Source organism: Chitinophaga alhagiae (genome assembly GCF_003568665.1).
GTDB classification, from domain to species: domain Bacteria; phylum Bacteroidota; class Bacteroidia; order Chitinophagales; family Chitinophagaceae; genus Chitinophaga; species Chitinophaga alhagiae.
In genome coordinates this window covers 1,273,396-1,291,448 of sequence record NZ_QXMH01000002.1, presented here as the reverse complement: position 1 = coordinate 1,291,448, position 18,053 = coordinate 1,273,396, and the positions used below count along the sequence as shown (strand labels likewise).

Annotated in this window: 16 protein-coding genes; 13 read left to right on the top strand and 3 right to left on the bottom strand. The window is 49.7% G+C overall.

Annotated features, from left to right (window positions below):
* Window positions 1–51: 51 nt before the first annotated feature.
* From D3A97_RS16240 to D3A97_RS16210, 7 genes are all read left to right on the top strand, one after another.
* Window positions 52–1,836: a DUF4091 domain-containing protein gene (locus D3A97_RS16240; RefSeq protein ID WP_119079511.1), complete on the top strand. Its 1,785-nt coding sequence runs from the start codon at window positions 52–54 to the stop codon at window positions 1,834–1,836.
* Window positions 1,837–1,989: 153 nt separating this feature from the next.
* Window positions 1,990–2,499, top strand: a complete 510-nt coding sequence (locus D3A97_RS16235) for a VOC family protein (RefSeq protein ID WP_119079510.1) — start codon at window positions 1,990–1,992, stop codon at window positions 2,497–2,499.
* Between the two features lie 159 nt (window positions 2,500–2,658).
* A complete protein-coding gene (locus tag D3A97_RS16230; RefSeq protein ID WP_119079509.1) occupies window positions 2,659–3,108 on the top strand; it encodes an SRPBCC family protein in 450 nt (149 codons plus the stop codon).
* 145 nt (window positions 3,109–3,253) lie between these two features.
* Complete coding sequence (locus D3A97_RS16225; RefSeq protein ID WP_119079508.1) at window positions 3,254–3,586, top strand: PadR family transcriptional regulator; 333 nt, start codon at window positions 3,254–3,256, stop codon at window positions 3,584–3,586.
* A gap of 1 nt (window position 3,587) precedes the next feature.
* On the top strand, window positions 3,588–6,233 hold the full coding sequence (locus tag D3A97_RS16220) for an ABC transporter permease (RefSeq protein ID WP_232825986.1): 2,646 nt from the start codon (window positions 3,588–3,590) through the stop codon (window positions 6,231–6,233).
* A gap of 313 nt (window positions 6,234–6,546) precedes the next feature.
* Window positions 6,547–7,317: a hypothetical protein gene (locus tag D3A97_RS16215; RefSeq protein WP_119079507.1), complete on the top strand. Its 771-nt coding sequence runs from the start codon at window positions 6,547–6,549 to the stop codon at window positions 7,315–7,317.
* 112 nt (window positions 7,318–7,429) lie between these two features.
* Complete coding sequence (locus D3A97_RS16210) at window positions 7,430–8,002, top strand: hypothetical protein (protein ID WP_119079506.1); 573 nt, start codon at window positions 7,430–7,432, stop codon at window positions 8,000–8,002.
* Window positions 8,003–8,014: 12 nt separating this feature from the next.
* Here D3A97_RS16210 and D3A97_RS16205 read toward each other — a convergent pair whose 3' ends face one another.
* From D3A97_RS16205 to D3A97_RS16195, 3 genes are read right to left on the bottom strand one after another with little or no spacing between them, the layout of a single operon-like run.
* Complete coding sequence (locus D3A97_RS16205) at window positions 8,015–8,752, bottom strand: DKNYY domain-containing protein (RefSeq protein ID WP_119079505.1); 738 nt, start codon at window positions 8,750–8,752, stop codon at window positions 8,015–8,017.
* A gap of 16 nt (window positions 8,753–8,768) precedes the next feature.
* Complete coding sequence (locus tag D3A97_RS16200) at window positions 8,769–10,067, bottom strand: ankyrin repeat domain-containing protein (protein WP_119079504.1); 1,299 nt, start codon at window positions 10,065–10,067, stop codon at window positions 8,769–8,771.
* Window positions 10,068–10,070: 3 nt separating this feature from the next.
* Window positions 10,071–11,252 (bottom strand): ankyrin repeat domain-containing protein, encoded by a 1,182-nt coding sequence (locus tag D3A97_RS16195; RefSeq protein WP_119079503.1) that lies wholly within the window; start codon window positions 11,250–11,252, stop codon window positions 10,071–10,073.
* A gap of 381 nt (window positions 11,253–11,633) precedes the next feature.
* Between D3A97_RS16195 and D3A97_RS16185 the strand changes: the two genes are divergently transcribed.
* The 6 genes from D3A97_RS16185 to D3A97_RS16160 all read left to right on the top strand — a co-directional run bounded on the left by D3A97_RS16185 (window position 11,634) and on the right by D3A97_RS16160 (window position 18,046).
* On the top strand, window positions 11,634–12,437 hold the full coding sequence (locus D3A97_RS16185; protein WP_119079501.1) for an SDR family NAD(P)-dependent oxidoreductase: 804 nt from the start codon (window positions 11,634–11,636) through the stop codon (window positions 12,435–12,437).
* A 62-nt stretch (window positions 12,438–12,499) separates the two neighbouring features.
* Complete coding sequence (locus D3A97_RS16180; protein ID WP_119079601.1) at window positions 12,500–13,357, top strand: RNA polymerase sigma factor; 858 nt, start codon at window positions 12,500–12,502, stop codon at window positions 13,355–13,357.
* A 760-nt stretch (window positions 13,358–14,117) separates the two neighbouring features.
* Window positions 14,118–14,495 carry an ArsR/SmtB family transcription factor gene (locus D3A97_RS16175; RefSeq protein WP_119079500.1) on the top strand — a complete coding sequence of 126 codons (378 nt, stop codon included), beginning with the start codon at window positions 14,118–14,120 and terminating at the stop codon, window positions 14,493–14,495.
* Window positions 14,492–15,160, top strand: coding sequence for a mercuric transport protein MerTP (merTP, locus tag D3A97_RS16170; protein WP_119079499.1), 669 nt, complete (start codon window positions 14,492–14,494; stop codon window positions 15,158–15,160). Before D3A97_RS16175 ends, merTP begins: the two co-directional genes overlap by 4 nt.
* Before the next feature lie 37 nt (window positions 15,161–15,197).
* Window positions 15,198–15,413 carry a GDCCVxC domain-containing (seleno)protein gene (locus tag D3A97_RS25305; protein WP_119079498.1) on the top strand — a complete coding sequence of 72 codons (216 nt, stop codon included), beginning with the start codon at window positions 15,198–15,200 and terminating at the stop codon, window positions 15,411–15,413.
* 461 nt (window positions 15,414–15,874) lie between these two features.
* On the top strand, window positions 15,875–18,046 hold the full coding sequence (locus D3A97_RS16160; protein WP_119079497.1) for a TonB-dependent receptor: 2,172 nt from the start codon (window positions 15,875–15,877) through the stop codon (window positions 18,044–18,046).
* Window positions 18,047–18,053 lie beyond the last annotated feature (7 nt).

The following is an 18,053-nucleotide window of genomic DNA, read 5'->3' as shown; positions in this document are numbered from 1 at the left end:
TGTAGTTTTAATCGAAACTTTTCAAAACGAAGTAAAACTACCATTTGATCTATGAATGCGAAAAGAACGTTCTATCAACTCATTTGCTTAAGCACCTTAACAGGAATCACCAGCGCCGGATTTTGCCAGCAGCCGCAGTGGGATAAAGGGCAGACATTTATGGAGGCCAGCGACCCCGTAAAGGCGGACCTTCAACGCTGGCGGTCTGTACAACCAGGCTTGCACAGCTCCTTCGTTTCAATTGATAAACGGTACGCCAAATCCGAAGTTCCCGGGGTTACACTGGAGCGCACGGCGCATGTAACAGGCTGGAAAGGAGAACGTTTATCCGCCCAGCTGTTGCTCTGGACCACAGACTCCATACCCGGCGTAAAAGTGCAGGTATCAGATTTTACATCAAAGAACGGGCAAAAACTGGGGGCTATCGGGTACGCCCGGTTTGAGCGTTATATTCTGACGGATGAATTTGGCCCTGGATGCGGGAAACGCAAACCGGGAGACTTTGCCGCTTCCCTCTCTCCTGATCTGCTGGACGATCTTTCATCCTTCAACCTGGAAAAGAACAAGGTAAGGCCCGTATGGATCACCATCGCCATCCCGAGAAAAGCCGCCAAAGGCACTTACGCCGCAAAAGTGCAAATAACCGCCCCGCAAGGCAAACAACAGGAACTGGCCATTTCCCTGGACGTGCAGGACCATTTGCTGCCGGAAGCCGCTGCATGGACATTCCACCTGGACCAATGGCAGCACCCTTCCGCCGTTGCCCGCGTCAACAACCTGCCCATGTGGAGCGAGGCCCATTTCAACGCCCTGAAGCCGCAAATGCAAATGCTGGCCAACCTGGGCCAGAAAGTGATCACGGCCACCCTCAACAAAGACCCCTGGCATGTACAAACCTATGATCCTTATGATGACATGATCATCTGGACAAAAGAAAAAGACGGCAGCTGGTCTTACAACTACCAGGTTTTCGACAAATGGGTGTCTTTCATGATGGGCCTGGGCGTAAAGAAGATGATCAACTGCTACTCCATTGTTCCATGGAACAATGAAATTCACTACAAAGACGCCGCTACCGGCAAATTTGTGGACGTAGTGGCCAAACCCGGCACAGCGGCGTTTGCGGAAATGTGGGAGCCGTTCCTGAAAGACTTTGCAAAACACCTCGGGGAAAAGGGCTGGCTCAACATTACGAACATAGCCCTGGATGAAAGGAACAAGGAAGAAATGGGCGCCGCCTTTGCATTCATAGAAAAAGTAGCGCCCGCGCTGGGGGTGGCCTATGCAGACAACCAGCAAACCTACAAACGCTATCCCAACAGCCGCGATGTAAGCACGGCGGTACACCACCCTATAGATCCCAAAGACCTGGCAACGCGCAGAAGCAAAGGGTTGAACACCACCTTCTACATCTATTGCGGCAATAACTTCCCTAACCAGTTTACTTTCTCGGACCCCGCGGAGTCTGTCTATGCAGGCTGGTATGCCATGGCCGCGGGCTATGACGGCGTGCTGCGCTGGGCCTTTAACTCATGGGTGGAAAATCCGCTGGTAGATTCGAGGTTCAGGACATGGCCGGCAGGAGATACTTATATCACCTACCCGCAGGCCAGAAGCTCCATCAGGTATGAGCGTTTGCTGGAAGGCATACAGGACTACGAGAAAGTGCAGATCGTAAAAAAACGCCTGGAACAACAAAAAGACACGGACAAGTTAAAAGCGCTGAACGCGGCAATCGCCAAACTGAACAGCTATTCCCGCCACGAAGGCTGGAATGATGATCTGAATGCGGCCAAACGGCTGCTTAACAGCATTTCGGCATCCTTGTCAAAATAAGGGCTGACTGCAATACAACAAAAAAGGAAGGCGCTTAACGGCGCCTTCCTTTTTTGTTGTTGGCCGGTCGCAAACCGCCTTTATATTGTCGCAGATACCCCCGATGCGGGCAACCCGCCTGCTTTAACTTTATTCAACCATTAACCTGTAAACATGAACAATATCAACAACACCTTGGCCGGGCTTGAACTGGCACAGATCGGCTGGGTAGTACCCGACATTCACGCGGCCGTAAAATTCCTGGGTACCGCTTTGGGCATTGCCGGCTTTCCGCCACCGGAACATTTCCGCGCCCGGGACCTGGGCATGACCTATTACGGAAATTCCGTGGCCGGGGAATGGCTGACCACCCAGACCTACAACGGGGGCGCCTTTATTGAGCTTATCCAGCCTGTTTCCGGTCAAAGCATGTTCCACGACTATCTGGCCCGCTACCCCGATGGCGGCACGCAACACATTGCCTTCCGTTTGCCCGTCAGCGAATTTGACCGCGTTACCACCGATCTGCGCAAACAAGGTTACGTGACCATCAGCGAAGTAGACCATCCCATTGCCCGGATGGCTTTCTTTGACACGTACCAGACGCTGGGCGTGGTAACGGAGATCATGGGCATTACGCCGGAAGGATGGGCCGCTGTTGAGCAAATGCAGCAAAGCCGTTAAGACAGGGTCGCAAAAAACCCTTGAAATGTCGGATATAGCCACGTTCCATTTCCGGTCTTCTTGCCATCTTTGTGGTGTTGAAAAACAAGTGGAGCAGCCACCATTTCAAAAACGGGCGGTACCGAAAAGCCAGAAGAGTAGGAACAAAAAATATGTTTTATGTCTAACAACACTGTTTCGTTGCACAGAGTATTGAAAGCCTCTCCGGAAAAGGTGTACCGCGCATTTACGGACGCTACCGCCATGGCATCGTGGTTGCCTCCCTACGGATTTCTTTGCACCATTCAGCAAATGGACGTCAAAAAAGGCGGCGCCTACAAGGCGTCTTTCCAGAACTTTTCAACCGGCAACAGCCATTCATTTGGCGGAACGTACCTGGAGCTTACGCCCAACGAGTTCTTGAAATACACAGATCAATTTGACGATCCCAACATGCCGGGAGAAATGATCACCACCGTTTCGCTCCGGAAAACTATTGCCGGTACGGAAATAAAAATTACGCAGGAAGGGATACCCGCCGCCATACCGGTAGAAATGTGCTATTTAGGCTGGCAGGAATCACTGGAGAAGCTGGCCAAACTGGTGGAACCTGAAATACCGGACGCCTGATCCTAATCCTGCGGTCAATACCAGAGCGGATGGCATTCATTGGCATGCTACAATTTAACCCAAAAATCGTACACCCTTTCATTTATTCACTTTTTGTATGTATAATATCATCTTTTTACATACATTTACATAATTAATCCAGGAAATGAAAGGTACAAACCTCGGTGAATTTGAAGAACTGGTGTTGCTCACTATTGCGGCTTTGCTGAACGAAGCATATAGCGTAGCCATCTGTGACGAGCTGGCGGGCCATACCGGCCGTTCCGTGAAACTTGGCGTGGTACACGCGGTGCTCAACCGTCTCGAAGAGAAAGGGCTTGTGAAAAGCGAGCTGGGTGAAGCAACAAAGGCCCGTGGCGGTAAACGTAAAAGATTCTATCAGCTCACCATGCAGGGAAAAGCGGCGCTGGTCAGCGCCAAATCCATGCGTGACCAGCTGTGGGCCAGGATACCGTTGCTTGTCTGGGAAAAAATGTAGCATGAACGAACAACAGCAGCACCATCCCCCCTCCTGGGCGCAGCGGTTTGTAGAATGGTATTGCAAGCCGGGGCTCGTGGAAGACCTGACGGGAGACCTCCACGAATGTTTTGAACGGAACCTGCAATCTGTGGGGCCACGCCGTGCAAAGCTGATCTACATTATTGATGCTTTTAAGTTCTTCAGAAGTTATACGGTACGCAGATCAATATTTGTCAACCTTTTTATGGACCGCACCATGCTCGGAAGCTACGTTAAAACATCAGGGCGCAACATCATGCGCAGCAAGCTGTTCTCCTTCATCAATATCCTGGGCCTTGCCATCAGCATGTCCGTTGGGCTGCTGCTGATCGCTTTCGTGCTCGACCTGCGCTCGTATGACCGGTTCCATGAAAATGGCGGCCGGACCTATCGTGTCACCAACGTACTGACCTCCGGCAACGAACAGAACGGCAAGTTTGCCACTACATCCATAAAGACCGGACAACTCATCCGCGAGAAGGTGCCCGGTATTGACGCAGTGGCCATTATGCGCAACAACTTTTCTGGCGACGCCAAGGTGGGCGACAATATTCTCCCCGTCAGCGGTTATTGGGCGGAGCCATCGCTGTTCCGGATCTTTACTTTCCCGATGATAGAAGGCCATCCCGAAACGGCGCTGAAAGACCCCTACTCTGTTGTTCTCACGGAGACGGCCGCCAGGAAGCTGTTCGGCAGTCAGGCCGCGGTAGGCAAGGCCATCAGGATCGATACGCTCCTTTACCAGGTGACCGGTATCATGCAAGACGTTCCGTTTTTCTCGCATATCCAGTTTGAAGCGCTGGTATCATTGTCTACCGCCGAACAGATCAATAAAAACGATCCGCATTTTGCCGCATGGACAAACATGTGGTCCAACTCCGTGTACGTGCTGCCCTCGGAGAACGCTGACATGGACGCCATCCGCTCGCAGCTCGGCGCACTGGCACGCGAGGAAAACCTTGCCGGAGAAAATAGCAGCATCCGGCTTGAACTGCTGCCTTTATATAACATCGTGGTGGGGGAAAGCCTTCGTCAATCCGAGGGCGGCCCTGGCTTCTCCGGGCCGCACATGCCCCCTGTTGTGCTCTGGATACTCGGCGGGCTGGCATTTATTGTGATATTGTCCGCCTGTTTCAATTATACCAATCTTTCAATTGCGCGCGCTATGCGGCGCATGAAGGAAATAGGCCTCCGCAAGGCCATTGGCGCCGGAAATAACCAGGTACGGCTGCAGTTCCTGGCCGAGGCGGTCATGATCTCTCTGGCCGCCCTGCTCCTTTCATTCCTCCTGTTCCTCCTATTGCGGCCGGTGCTGATCAATATGGCCCCGGAGATGCAACGGATGGTGAAACTCAGTCTTACACCATCCATGGTAGCGGCCTTCATTGTTTTTTCGGTGGCTGTGGGCGTGATGGCCGGTTTTCTGCCCGCTATATTCTTTTCGAAAGTAAGCCCCGTCAACGCGTTCAGCAGCACTTCCGTGAAAATGTTCAAACACCTGACGCTCAGGCGGGCTTTGGTGCTGGTCCAGTACACGGTTACACTGATCTTTATTACAACAACCGCCGTAGGTTATGTGCAGTACAGGAACATACTGGCGTTTGACCTGGGGTTCAGCACGGCAAACATCCTGAACATTAACATGCAGGCCAATAAACCCGATGCGCTGCTCAAGGAACTCGGCGAAATGCCGGAAGTGACCGCACTCTCCCGGTCGCTGATCACCACCGGCGTGGGGAACGCCTGGGGCGGCAATATGAAATACAAAGACTCGCGGGATTCCCAGCTGGTCATGACCAACCACGTAGACGAAAACTATTTGCCGCTGCATAACTATCAACTTGTTGCCGGCAGTAATTTTATAGCGAGACCCGCCACTGCCCGGGCCGTTAGCGAGGTGATCGTTAACCAGCAGGTTTTAAAGCGGTTCAACATAGGCGGTAACGATCCCCAAAAAGCAATCGGGGAACAGATCACTTTGAATGGGCGCCAGATGACCATTGTTGGCGTCATGCAAGACTTTCATTACGGCAAGGTGGAGCACCTCATCGGGCCGGTGGCATTCACCTTCTGGACACCCGAAGACAGGGCCATCATCAGCGCCAGGATACAAAGCGCCAACCTGCCGGCCACGCTGGCCCGGATCGGGGCAGCATGGAAAAAGACAGATCCTGTTCACCCGCTCATGGCTGAATTTTACGACGAAGCCATAGAAAATGCGTACAGCGAATTTTCCACTATGATCAAGATCATTGGCTTCCTTTCGTTCCTGGCCATTTCCATTGCATCCATGGGGTTGTTCGGCATGGTGGTGTTCACCACCGAAACAAGGCTAAAGGAGATCGGCATCCGGAAGGTGATGGGCGCCAGCGTGGGCAACCTGATGTACCTGTTGAGCCGCGGTTTCCTGTTTCTCCTCTCAGTATCAGCGTTCATTGCCCTGCCCGCCACTTATTTCTTCTTCAAAACTGTTGTACTTCCCCATTTCCCCTATCATACTCCCGTACAATTCACCGAGCTGTTCGCCGGCCTGCTGGCGGTGCTGCTGATCGCGTTCATGATGATCGGGTCCCAGACGCTGAAGGCGGCAAGTAGCAACCCCGTGGCGGTATTGCGGAGTGAATAGGCAGGCAGGCCCTGCTTTGCCATTCCTTCACTGCCAGCCATAGCCGCCGGTAACAAGCCGATAAGAAGCCGACTAGAAGGCGACTAGACCGCCTTTTATGCCGATAAGCAGGCAGCTGGCCCCCAGCAAAAAACGGCAAACACAATGCCCCCCTAATTGCGGCCATTTTTCATGCAATACCCGCGACGAAAAGCGGCAAAAACCGGCAAAAAGCGGCAAAATCGGCAATTTGGTTTTGCCCGCCCTCCAACGGCGGCTACATTTGAATGGTAATGACGCGCGTCACATTTTTCCATTTTTAAAAGCAATTATTATGGCTAAAAAAAAGCAACGGGGCATCCTGCAATTGACGGGCCCCACCCAAAACATGATCATTTACCGGAAAAGGAACGGTGAATTTGGTTTCCGGAAGAAAGGCGGGGTTACGGCGGAAAGGATGGCCACTGACCCGAACTATGAGGCCGCCCGGCTGAACGCCAAAGACTTCGGCCAAGCCTGCAAGGCAGCCGTGCTGATCAAACGGGCTTTTGCCGCCATGGTGCCGCGGCAGGCCAACAGCAACCTTTTCCAGCGGCTGACCGGGCTTTGCAAAGCGGTCATCAAGTCAGACCTGGCGCATAAACGGGGCAGCCGCCGCCTGCCGGATGGCGATACCCGGCTTTTTCACGATTTCGAATTTACGCCGGCGGGGAGCTTCAGCAACACCATGCCTGTGCCGTTCCTGCACCGGGTTGACAGGGCGGCGGGTACCGTTAGCCTGGAATGGCCGGCGTACATCCCCGGGGAGGTGGTCCTTGCGCCCGAAAAGGCCACGCACTACAGGCTGAAGCTGGGCGCCGCGGTGTTGCACTTCGAGAACGGCAAGCATACCGTCTCATTCACCCGGTCCGCGGATATGCCGCTGAACGTAACGCCCGCAGTACCGCAAACATTGTCCGTGAAAATACCGGTCAATACGGCTGACCCTGTGTTTGTGGCCCTGGCCATCGAGTTCATGGAGGAGGAAGGACATGTGCGCTACCCCATCCGTGACAGCAGGTTCTGCCTTATGAAACTGGCGGCGGTGGATGTTGCGGGGGCATAAAGTGATACCCATCTTCCGTTAACAAAAACCCTTCATCCGTTAATTCACTTCCCCTTCAGGCTATTAACATGCCTAGCTTGCACCCATTCAATCACCCCGCAACCCCTTAATTATGAAAAATGCGTTTGTGATGCTTACCGCTGCTTTCCTGATTGCCCTGGGCGCCTGTAAAAAAGAAGGCCCCGCCGGCCCCGCAGGTAAAGACGGCAACGCCAACATCACGGCAAAGAAGTTCACCACCATGGCCTCCACATGGAAATACCCCGGCCACTATGCCCTTGACTATGGCAATAACCAGGTGAAACTGCATTTCAGCAAATACATCACTGTAGAAGCCCCTGAGATCACGAAAGAAGTGATCGACAACGGGTTGGTGCTGGTATATATGATCCCGAAAGGCGTGCATAACTGGATGCCGCTGCCGCTTTCGTTCCAGGCCGTGTCTCCGTCTGACGTGGTACATAATTTCGCGTACGAATACCGCCAGGGAACGCTCACCATTCATTATTACTGGACGGCCAATACCACCGGCAAACAGGTGCCCGACGGGCTGGAAACCACGCTTATGCCCTTCTATAACTTCCGGTATGTGGTAGCATCTGGCGTCATGAGCGAGCAATTGAAATCTTCCGGTGTGGACCTGCAAGACCCAATTGCTGTGGAACGGGTTTTAAGCAGGCGCTGATCTGCGTGGCCTTTAACCAACCGGTTTTCTTTTCCCGAACAGGTATGCATATTTTTCGTCAAAAGCATAACCCAGCTCGTTGATCACTTTGAAGTGGAATTGGCCGGTGTCTTTTGTTCTGATGGCCTTAAACGCCCTGGCAATGGTATCCACATAGTAGGCCTGGTGCTTGTCTATGGCATAATACGTATGGTCGCATTCCCTATAGTATTCCCCGGAAAAGCATTCTTCCAGGAAATGAAAGCTGCCGGGATCAGCGCCATCCACCACCTTATCCCGAAAGTAAACGTGCTTTTTGTCTTTGGCTACATTGCCAACGTTCTCACCATGCAATACTTCAAAAGACCGGATATCCGCTTCGGGCATGGCGTGGAAATAGTTGAAATAAACCGTGCCGGCCGCAAACTGGTAGTAGTTGGACAATACCCGGTAATCGTCAAAACGGTGGGGCAACTTTTGGTCAAAGAGATAATCGTTCCCGTTAGACGTACTTTTGCCGCGTTCAAAATCAAGCACCTTAAAATAAACAGAGGCCGCATCGGGGAGTACGGCAAACGCATTCATGTAGCTTTCTATATACACCCGGTGCTTATCCCGGAAATAATGAAAAGTAGCACCGTTGCTTTCAATGATCTCAAAACTGGCAAAGTCAATAACCGGGTAAAATTTTCTGTATACCTCCCTGTCAAAATGGAGTATGAATTTATTGTCGATAATGAAGAATCCGTGGTCTAACGCTTTTTTGCTCATGTGCCAATGATTGTATTCAAACTGCCAGCAGCTTTGCTTTCTGCGCTGCAAATTCCGCTTCCGTCAATACACCCGCATCCAACAGTTCCTTCAGGTCCAGGAGGGCTTTCTTGATATCAGGGATAGCCGTTTGCTGCGGTTTGGCGGCCGCACCCAGCAACAGGGCGGCAATTTCATTCAGGCCTTTGATGTTAGCGTAATCGATCACTTTCTGCTCTTTCGCATTTACGACCGTAACGTCCGCACCCTGTTCCAGCAGGTACTTTACTACATCCTTCTTGCCGGCGGACGTGGCATAGTGCAAAGCGGTATTACCGGATTCGTCCTGTATATTGATATTTCCGCCCCGTTCCAGCAGCAGCTTCACCATGCTCAGGTGCCCGTTCTTTGCGGCCACGTGCAGCAGGCTTTCGCCGCCGTAGCTGTAGCTGTGATGAAAGCTGAAACTGGCTTCCATGGAAAGATTGTTGGCGGTCTCTACCCAGCTGAGATAGCTGTTCATGCTGTCTGTATTACCGGATACGGGCTGACTGAAATCTACGTTCACCCCATTATCCAGGAACAGGGCCACCACCTCTTTCTGGTTTTTGGCACAGGCATGCCAGATGGGAGACAACCCTTCTTTGGAAGTGACCAGTACATCGGCGCCCTGCTGCACCAGCAGGCTGGTGAGCGCGCGGTTGGCATCATAACAGGCTATCAGCAGGGCGGATTCGCCGGCATGGTTGACGTGGTTGACGCTGGCGCCGTTTTCCAGCAGGAAGGAGACCATGGGCTGATTCCGGGTACGCACTGCTATCAGCAGCGGGGTGTTACCGGCTTTGTTTGTGGCGTTCACGCTGGCGCCCTGGCCAGCCAGCAGCGCTGCCGCCTCTTTGAAACGGGCGGCCACGGCTATCATCAGGGGCGTTTCGGCTTCGTTATTTTCCAGGTTGGCATCCATGCCCAGCTCCAGCAGTTTGGCAACAACTTCGGTTTGCCCGGTACGGGCGGCCAGGTGCAGCAGGCTGTTGCCCTGGTAGTCGTTGATATTGGTACGCGCACCTTTCTCCAGGAGATAGATGGCGGTTTGTTTCTGCTTTTGCAGGCAGGCAAAATAAAGGGGCGTTTCGCCGTTATGATCTTCATAATCGATATCAGCACCGGCTTCTATCAGCAATTTCACAAGATCAAGATAGCCGCGGTGGGCGGCATAGTGAATGGCGGTACGGCCTTTTTCGTCTGTATAAGCTACCTCCACCTCTTTATTGGCAAGCAGTATTTCAGCAATTTTCCGTTTGCCGCTTTCGCAGGCAATGATAAAAGACATGGACATGGCTTAGGCTTTATGTTTGAGCAATAGTTCAACTGTTTTGGCTTTCAGGTTGTCCTGCACGGCCAGCATCAGGGGTGTCTGGTCCTGGTCGTTGGTGGCATTGGGGTCCGCACCGGCCGCAATGAGGAGTTTTACCTTTCGATACAATTGCCGGGCGGCTTCCTGCTCGTAGTTCACATTGTACGCGCATACATGATGCAGCAGGGTGTTGCCTTCATCGTCCCGGCGGTGTACGTCGGCAGCGCCGGCGGAAAGTGCGGCATTCAGCAGGCCGGACGGTTTTTCGCAGATCCAGTCGAGCGCGGATTTGGCCTTCCCGTAGTGAGGAGCGGTCTGGTACAGGTCCGCGCCATCGTTCAGCAGGGCGGTCAGGAGCCCGGCTTCCTGCTCATTTCCGCTGCGCCGCATGCGCACAGCGCCAAGCAGCAGGGTCTCCCCGTCTTTAGTGGCCTGCTCAAAGTCTGGCGGGGCAAAAGCAGTGAGGGACCTATAAGTATCCGCGTCGCACACCTGGTGCACCACGGCGCCGTAAAGCGGCGTTTCACCTTTGGCGTCTGGTTGGTTCAGATCTGCGCCTTTCTCTAATAATAACTGGATGTACCGTTTTTTATTTTTGTTGATGGCCAGGTGGAGGGGCGTTTCGCCCACAACGTTCCCTTCGTTCACGTCCATACCTTCGTTCAGCAGGTAAGCGATATACTCCAGGCCCCTCTCCTCTTTGATGCTAAATTCCTGTACTACTTTATAGAGATGGTTAGCTTCGGCGTTGTTCTTACGGTGGAGGTCGCAGCCGGCATCCACCAAAATACGGATGGCGCTGATAGGCGCTTGCAGGGAAAAAGCGATATCCAGCAGGGTTTTGTCTTGCACGGCATCCCCAACATTATCCAGTTTGGAAAGAAAATCCCGCAGGAACTGCAGGCGTTCTTCTTCTTCATTGACCCACCGCAGCAGCACTTCAAATACACCGTCTTCCAGTTTGCCGTATTCGTAGATGTCAGTCTCGATGAACCCGCCGTTGACCAGGTGCAGCAGCAATGGATAGGCTTTGGCCTGCAGGAGGTTGCCAAACAGCTGGCGTATCTCATAATCGGGCAGGTTGCCGGGTAATTGCTCGCCCTGGCCAGCAAGGGTGGCGGCCAGATCCAGGTTGCGGGTCTTTAATGCATTCAATAAAGCGGTCATTGTTTTTACATGGTTTACCGGGTTATACGATGATTTAACTAAGATAGGATATTTTAAGTTTATCTCTGGCGGAGGGGGTTAATGCGGCCGGGGGCTTATTGTATTTGTAATATTCCGTCAATGATTGAAAGGTCTCTCCAAAATTTCTGGTCGTAATTTTCTCCATTTGCCCGTTCAGATAATAGAACTTTGCCTCGCCACCTTCTGTTGTTGTATTGCATTTCCTTAAATTACGTGATGAAACAAAAGTGATTACTTTTATACTATGTAAAAAATTTATAACCAATAATATACAGAACGGCTCAATTTTATTTGAAGATTCCGACCGTTTTAAAAAGCTCAAACGTCAAAAGACTATTGTTAACATAAAATAATAGTAAAATGACAAATCTAAAAGACAAAGTAGCTGTGGTATTTGCCGCATCAGGAGAAATTGCAGGGGCTGTTGCTCGCTCGCTTTCGGAACATGGAACAAAACTGTACATCACTGCACGGAATATTGATGCGGTAAAATCATTGGCGAAAGAACTTAATAAAAGTAGTGGTAATGTTGAAGCTGCCCCAGTAGATGCCTTGAATGAGACAGAGATTGACAACTTCCTAAAAAAAGTAATAGCTGACAATGGCAAATTGGATATCGTGTTCAATGGCATCGGCGCTAATTATGGGGAGATGGGTGGCCGTCCACCAACAACCGAAGCAACTTTTGAACAGTTTATGGCACCGATAGAAAAGATTTGCGGTTCACAGTTTCTTACTTCGAGAGTGGCTGCAAAGTATATGATAGCAACACAAACAGAAGGAACTATTCTGCTTTTAACGGCAGCATTATCTCGCTCAAAACTTCCTAATGTGGCAGGCATTACGGCTGCCAGTGCAGCTATAGAAGGGCTGACGAGGGTAATGGCAGCCGAATGGGGTGCAAATGGAATAAAAGTCATCGGTATTTGCCCGGGAGCATTAATGGAAACCAAAAGAATTACAGGCTTTATTAATGATGTTGTAGAAAAATACGGCATACCAAAGGAACAGATCATTGCTCAGTACAAGGCTTTTGACATTTTGAAAACAAGCCCTACATTAAGGCAAGTTGGCGAAACTGCTGCGTTTCTTGCATCTGAAAATGGAATTATATTCAATAGTCACATTGTTGATGTGGATTGTGGGAAAGTGAATATATTGTAATGCATTATTGGGTGCAATCTTCTTACAAAGATTGCACCACATTTTATTTGATTATGAATCGAATGGAAAAAGAAGACATACTTAAATCGGCTCTGTCAGGCGACATTAACGCATTCCAAGCGTTGTTTGCTGAATTTCAAAATCAGTTAAAATCATACCTCTATCGGCTGCTTACAGACCGGGACGATGTAGAAGATTTAACTCATGACACCTTTATAAAAGCATTTACTAAAATATCAACATTCAATCAGGAGTCTTCCCTCAAAACCTGGGTGTTTAAAATAGCTACTAATCTTGCCTACGATCATTTACGAAAGAAAAAAAGGTGGCTTCCAGATGCTCAAGACCGTGCAGCAGATCTGGCAATAGGCTCTGAAGAAATCCGGCAGGTATTTTGGATGGTTCATGACACATCGCCAGCCGGCGCTTATGAGATGAGAGAGCATATTGACTATTGTTTTACTTGCATCTCGAAAACACTGCCGATTGAAAACCAAGTCACATTGATACTGAAAAATATGTATGATTTTCAGGTAAAGGAGATTTGCCTTATTCTTGAGAAAACAGAAGGTGTGGTAAAGCATTTACTGAATGATGCAAGAAGTACTATGACAGATATTTTTGAGCATAGATGCGCGCTAATCAACCAGCAGGGAGTTTGTCATCAATGCAGTCATATCAACGAAATTTTCAACCCTAAGCAAAATCAACAGGTAGAGTTAATGAAGTTGGAACTGGTAAAAGCATCAAAAAAATATAATCGGGAACAGCTTTTTGAGTTGAGAGAACTTTTAGTAAAATCTATTGACCCGCTGCACGCTTCGGGTACTGATTTTCACGAAGAAATAATGAGATGCCTTAGAACGGCAATTGGCGAAATTGATGATTTCTTTGACCGTGGTAAGGATGAAGTTAATTGAGTGCTTTTTTATATGGCAAAGCGTGGAACCAACAGCTTGAAACTATGAGTGAGTTTTATAAGATGGCAAAAAAAGGATGAGTTATTTTATTTGGCAACGGAGCATGCAAAACGAATCCCATTCATGGTGCCGATCTTGCCAGGGTTTGTGTAAATACAATACAAACAGAGGACAAAGAAGTTTTTACTGGCGGGCCACAAATCCTAACATACAATCAAATTGCTGCAATCGGCTTCTCGGTAGCCGGGAAAAATAAAAGAATAACATATATTCCCAATTGGTCCATAAAACTTACTGTTTCTATTAAGAAGGAATGTAATCTGAATTGATTTAGGAAAGTTTATAGCGTAAATTATAGAGTAAAAACAAAAAACCCGCGCTGTGCGCAGGTTTTAAAGTTGCTTGTGATCCCGCTGGGATCTTTAAAATTCCAGCAAAATACACTTCGGTATTGAGTTTGAATATTCTCACACTTGGCAGGTACCCGAATAGGTACCCGAAGCCTGTGGTCTAATTTGAACAAATTTATGCAAAGAACACTTTATTCTTCTGTACAAATTTAAACAAATTATTGATTATCAGCAAAGTAAACTTGTATGGCTATCCGCATTGCGGCTCTGTGATGCTCCATATCTACGAAACGCTGTCCATCCACAACCACAATTCCTTCCGGTTAGATTATATACACTTCGAGTACGACATGAAGAAGGTAGTATTTAAGCATTTGCTTAAATACTAAGAATTTACTTAAATTTGGAGAATGGAAGGAAATACCTGCATTCGCCGGTTCGCTGACCAGGCACAAATCATGGCATGCAAAGGCAGGTTGATAGCCGCACAGAAGGCTTTCACCAGCTTATCAGCTGTGTTGTCGCTCACTGGTAATGAAGTTCGGCTGAAGATCCTGTACCTACTGGAAGAGGAAAAAGAACTTTGTCCCTGCGATCTTTCCGACATTTTGGAGATGACTATTCCGGCCATATCCCAGCACTTAAAGAAACTTAAGGATGGTGGTATCGTTCAGACGCGAAAAGAAGGCCTGACGGTTTATTACTCGCTGGTGAAAGAATTTTTACCAACTATAAAACCGTTTTTTACGCATATCAATTCGGAAACCCTTAAAATGGTAGAGCCATGAAAAAGGCCAGATCATCGGGCGCGGCAATCGGCACAGGCTTGCTGACCGCCATCGCCGCATCGCTCTGTTGTATTACTCCCATTATCGCCATGATCGCAGGCAGTAGCAGCCTGCTGGCCAGTTTTTCCTGGTTGGAGCCCTTACGGCCTTACCTCATTGGCATTTCGGCGATGGTATTGCTATTCGCCTGGTACCAACAACTTAAACCAGCGAAACCATCGAACACAGATTGCCATTGCGAACCGGCAAAAAGGCCTTCGTTTCTAAAATCAACAAAATTCCTGGGGATCATCACGCTTTTTTCCGTGTTAATGATGACTTTCCCGCTATACGCCAGCGTCTTTTACCCGAAAAGCAAAGGACAGGATTCGGAGCATCAGGCCCCTGATAATAAGCTGCAAGCAAAATTTACAATACAGGGCATGACCTGCGCAAGCTGTGAAGCCCATGTGAACAATGAAATCTCCAAAGTACCGGGAGTGCTGTCGTATACCACTTCTTTCACGGGCAGGAGCAGTGTTGTGGCTTTCGACTCTTCAATAACGAATAAGGAAGCCATTGCAGCGGCGATCGCGAAAACAGGCTATAAAGTTCGCGGATCGGAAGTTATTGACAGCACAGACGCCGAAGGAGATAAGCCTTGTTGCGAAACAAATACAAACTAGTTTGAATAAAGACTTCAAGTAAGGAAAAACAATCCAAATGCAAGAAAATATCGTTTTGAAATCAACTATTACCTGCCCACATTGCGGGTTTCAAAAAGAAGAAACCATGCCGGTAGATGCTTGCCAATACTTTTACACCTGCACGAGCTGCAATATCAGACTGAAGCCGAAACTGGGAGATTGTTGTGTGTATTGCAGCTACGGCACAGTGAAGTGTCCGCCAATTCAAATGAATAAATCATGTTGCTCATGAGACATTTTTCTCCTTTCGTTAAGCACCTATTACATCATTAAATATTTTCGTAATTTTACCCGATGAAATGGTTCTGGCTCCTTTTCGCCGCATACGTCCTCACCTTATCCGCAGTTCCCTGCTGTGGCGATGACGCATGTTGTGAGAACGAGACTGAGTTGGTTTCTGCCCAGGAATGTGGAAATCATAACGATCACGAAAAGCATGGGAAACCCGAACTCCCCTGTTCGCCCTTCTTTTCCTGCAATACCTGCCACGGTGTGGTAGTAACCGCAAATAAGGTCATTCTAACCGCCTGGACAATCTCGACAACGCACGTATTCTTTTCTCCGGATAGTTCCGTTCTTTCCACCTACCAGCCTGCCGTCTGGCATCCCCCCAAAGCCTGATTTTACATATAAACCATTGGCATCGCCTCAAACAATGGCGAATTGAACTGTTATTTCACTCTATAAAGTATTATGAAGAGATTTATATTTACCGGCCTACTGGCCTGTATCGGCTATATATGCAATGCCCAAAACGTACTTATTACTCGCATTCTTGAAGCTGACAGCAAGGAACCTCTGCATGGCGCAACGGTTTCCCTGCCGGGAACGTCTATTGGCGCTAAAACCGGTGAAGACGGCATTGCCATTCTACGGAACATTCCTAACGGCCGGCAGGCAGTTGCGTTTAGTTTCGTTGGCTTTGAAACTATAATCGATACCCTTGTGTTTCCGCGTGGCACAGATACGCTGACTATCATGCTCGAAGAGGAATCCGAAGAAATCGAGGAAGTGGTAATCACCTCTACACGCAGCACCCGCACCATTCAGAACATCCCAACCCGCGTGGAGTTTATCGCTGGGGAAGAACTGGAGGAAAAGGGAAATATGAAGCCGGGCGATATACGCATGATGCTTAACGAAAGCACCGGCATCCAGACGCAGCAGGTTTCCGCCACTTCTGCCAATTCCAGTATCCGCATTCAGGGGCTGGATGGGCGATACACCCAAATACTGAAAGACGGCTTCCCATTGTATGCCGGATTCTCAGGTGGCCTGGGGCTCTTGCAAACACCGCCGCTCGACCTCAAGCAGGTGGAGGTGATTAAAGGCTCAGCCTCCACGCTCTACGGCGGAGGTGCCATCGCAGGCTTGGTTAACCTCATTTCCAGAACGCCAACGGAGGAACGGGATCTCCGATTCCTCGTAAACGGTACAACCGCCGGTGGATTGGACGTGAGTGGCTTTTACGGCCAGAAGTTCGAGAAAGTGGGTTTGACCGTGTTCGCCTCCCGCAACAGTAACCGCCCTTATGATCCTTCCAACACGGGTTTTACTGCGATCCCAAAGTTTGAACGTTATAACATCAACCCGAAACTATTCCTGTACTTCAACCCGCGCACGCGCCTGAACTTCGGGGTGAACGCCACGCTGGAAGATCGTACTGGCGGGGATATCCAGTATATCAAAGGCCGGGGCGACGCTACACACTCCTATTTTGAGAAGAACAAAACCCAGCGGTACAGCACCCAACTGGCTTTTGACCACGATTTCAGCGAAAACAGCAGCCTGACGGTGAAAAATTCCGTCAACAACTTTAAACGAAAACTGAGCATTCCGGGTTATGTATTCGACGGTACGCAGTGGTCCTCCTACACAGAAGCCGCCTACAGTTTGCGTAAAGATCGGTCGGAATGGGTCGGAGGTGTCAACCTATATACTGATAATTTCAAGGAAGCGAAGACCGATACCATCCCACTGCGGAATTACGATCAAAACACCATCGGCGCCTTCGTGCAGAACACCTGGAAGGCCAGCGAGGTCGTTCATGTGGAAACTGGACTACGTGGCGACTACGTGATCGACTATGGCTTTGTGTTGCTGCCGCGTGCCTCTGTGCTGTTCAAGTTCTCGCCGAAATTCTCGTCCCGGATCGGCGGTGGGCTGGGCTATAAAACGCCTACCATCTTTACCGAAGAAACGGAACGACTGCAATACCATTCCGTTCTGCCCATCAATTCGGACGATAACAAGCTAGAACGGTCCTACGGTGCCAATTTCGACCTGAATTACCGTACAGGCTTTGCAGACGGCAAAGTAAGCCTCAGCGTGAACCAACTGTTCTTTTACACCCGTATCAACGACCCACTGCTGCTGACCAATGCCCCCGGCAATCTTTACCGGCTTGTCAATGCAGAAGGCCATATCGATACAAAGGGATGGGAAACCAACGTAAAGGTGAGCTACGGCGATCTTAAACTGTTCATTGGCTACACATTTACCGATGCGCGGATCAATGAAAACGGCACCAAACGGGAAAACTACCTCACTTCCCGCCACCGGCTCAACAACGTGCTGATGTATGAGATCGAAGAAAAATGGAAGTTCGGGCTGGAAGGCTACTATTACAGCAAACAGCAGCTCAGCGATGGCAGCACCGGCAAACCATACTGGATCTGCGGTTTCATGGCAGAGAAGATTTGGGAAAAATTCTCCCTGTTCGTGAACTTCGAGAACTTCCTCGATACCCGGCAAACAAGGTTTGATACAATTTACAGGGGCACCGTCTCGAATCCCGTTTTCCGGGATATCTACGCACCGCTGGATGGCTTCGTCGTAAACGGCGGACTGAAGCTACGCCTGTAAAATCTTA

What these genes read in the sequence shown, in the direction of transcription:
- D3A97_RS16180 (WP_119079601.1), top strand. Translation starts at nt 12,500, where the DNA reads ATGGAAAAAGAAGACATACTTAAATCGGCTCTGTCAGGCGACATTAAC.
- D3A97_RS16235 (WP_119079510.1), top strand. Translation starts at nt 1,990, where the DNA reads ATGAACAATATCAACAACACCTTGGCCGGGCTTGAACTGGCACAGATC.
- D3A97_RS16175 (WP_119079500.1), top strand. Translation starts at nt 14,118, where the DNA reads ATGGAAGGAAATACCTGCATTCGCCGGTTCGCTGACCAGGCACAAATC.
- D3A97_RS16240 (WP_119079511.1), top strand. Translation starts at nt 52, where the DNA reads ATGAATGCGAAAAGAACGTTCTATCAACTCATTTGCTTAAGCACCTTA.
- D3A97_RS16185 (WP_119079501.1), top strand. Translation starts at nt 11,634, where the DNA reads ATGACAAATCTAAAAGACAAAGTAGCTGTGGTATTTGCCGCATCAGGA.
- D3A97_RS16205 (WP_119079505.1), bottom strand. Translation starts at nt 8,752, where the DNA reads ATGAGCAAAAAAGCGTTAGACCACGGATTCTTCATTATCGACAATAAA.
- D3A97_RS16195 (WP_119079503.1), bottom strand. Translation starts at nt 11,252, where the DNA reads ATGACCGCTTTATTGAATGCATTAAAGACCCGCAACCTGGATCTGGCC.
- D3A97_RS16220 (WP_232825986.1), top strand. Translation starts at nt 3,588, where the DNA reads ATGAACGAACAACAGCAGCACCATCCCCCCTCCTGGGCGCAGCGGTTT.
- D3A97_RS16160 (WP_119079497.1), top strand. Translation starts at nt 15,875, where the DNA reads ATGAAGAGATTTATATTTACCGGCCTACTGGCCTGTATCGGCTATATA.
- D3A97_RS16230 (WP_119079509.1), top strand. Translation starts at nt 2,659, where the DNA reads ATGTCTAACAACACTGTTTCGTTGCACAGAGTATTGAAAGCCTCTCCG.
- D3A97_RS16225 (WP_119079508.1), top strand. Translation starts at nt 3,254, where the DNA reads ATGAAAGGTACAAACCTCGGTGAATTTGAAGAACTGGTGTTGCTCACT.
- D3A97_RS25305 (WP_119079498.1), top strand. Translation starts at nt 15,198, where the DNA reads ATGCAAGAAAATATCGTTTTGAAATCAACTATTACCTGCCCACATTGC.
- D3A97_RS16200 (WP_119079504.1), bottom strand. Translation starts at nt 10,067, where the DNA reads ATGTCCATGTCTTTTATCATTGCCTGCGAAAGCGGCAAACGGAAAATT.
- D3A97_RS16215 (WP_119079507.1), top strand. Translation starts at nt 6,547, where the DNA reads ATGGCTAAAAAAAAGCAACGGGGCATCCTGCAATTGACGGGCCCCACC.
- D3A97_RS16210 (WP_119079506.1), top strand. Translation starts at nt 7,430, where the DNA reads ATGAAAAATGCGTTTGTGATGCTTACCGCTGCTTTCCTGATTGCCCTG.
- merTP (WP_119079499.1), top strand. Translation starts at nt 14,492, where the DNA reads ATGAAAAAGGCCAGATCATCGGGCGCGGCAATCGGCACAGGCTTGCTG.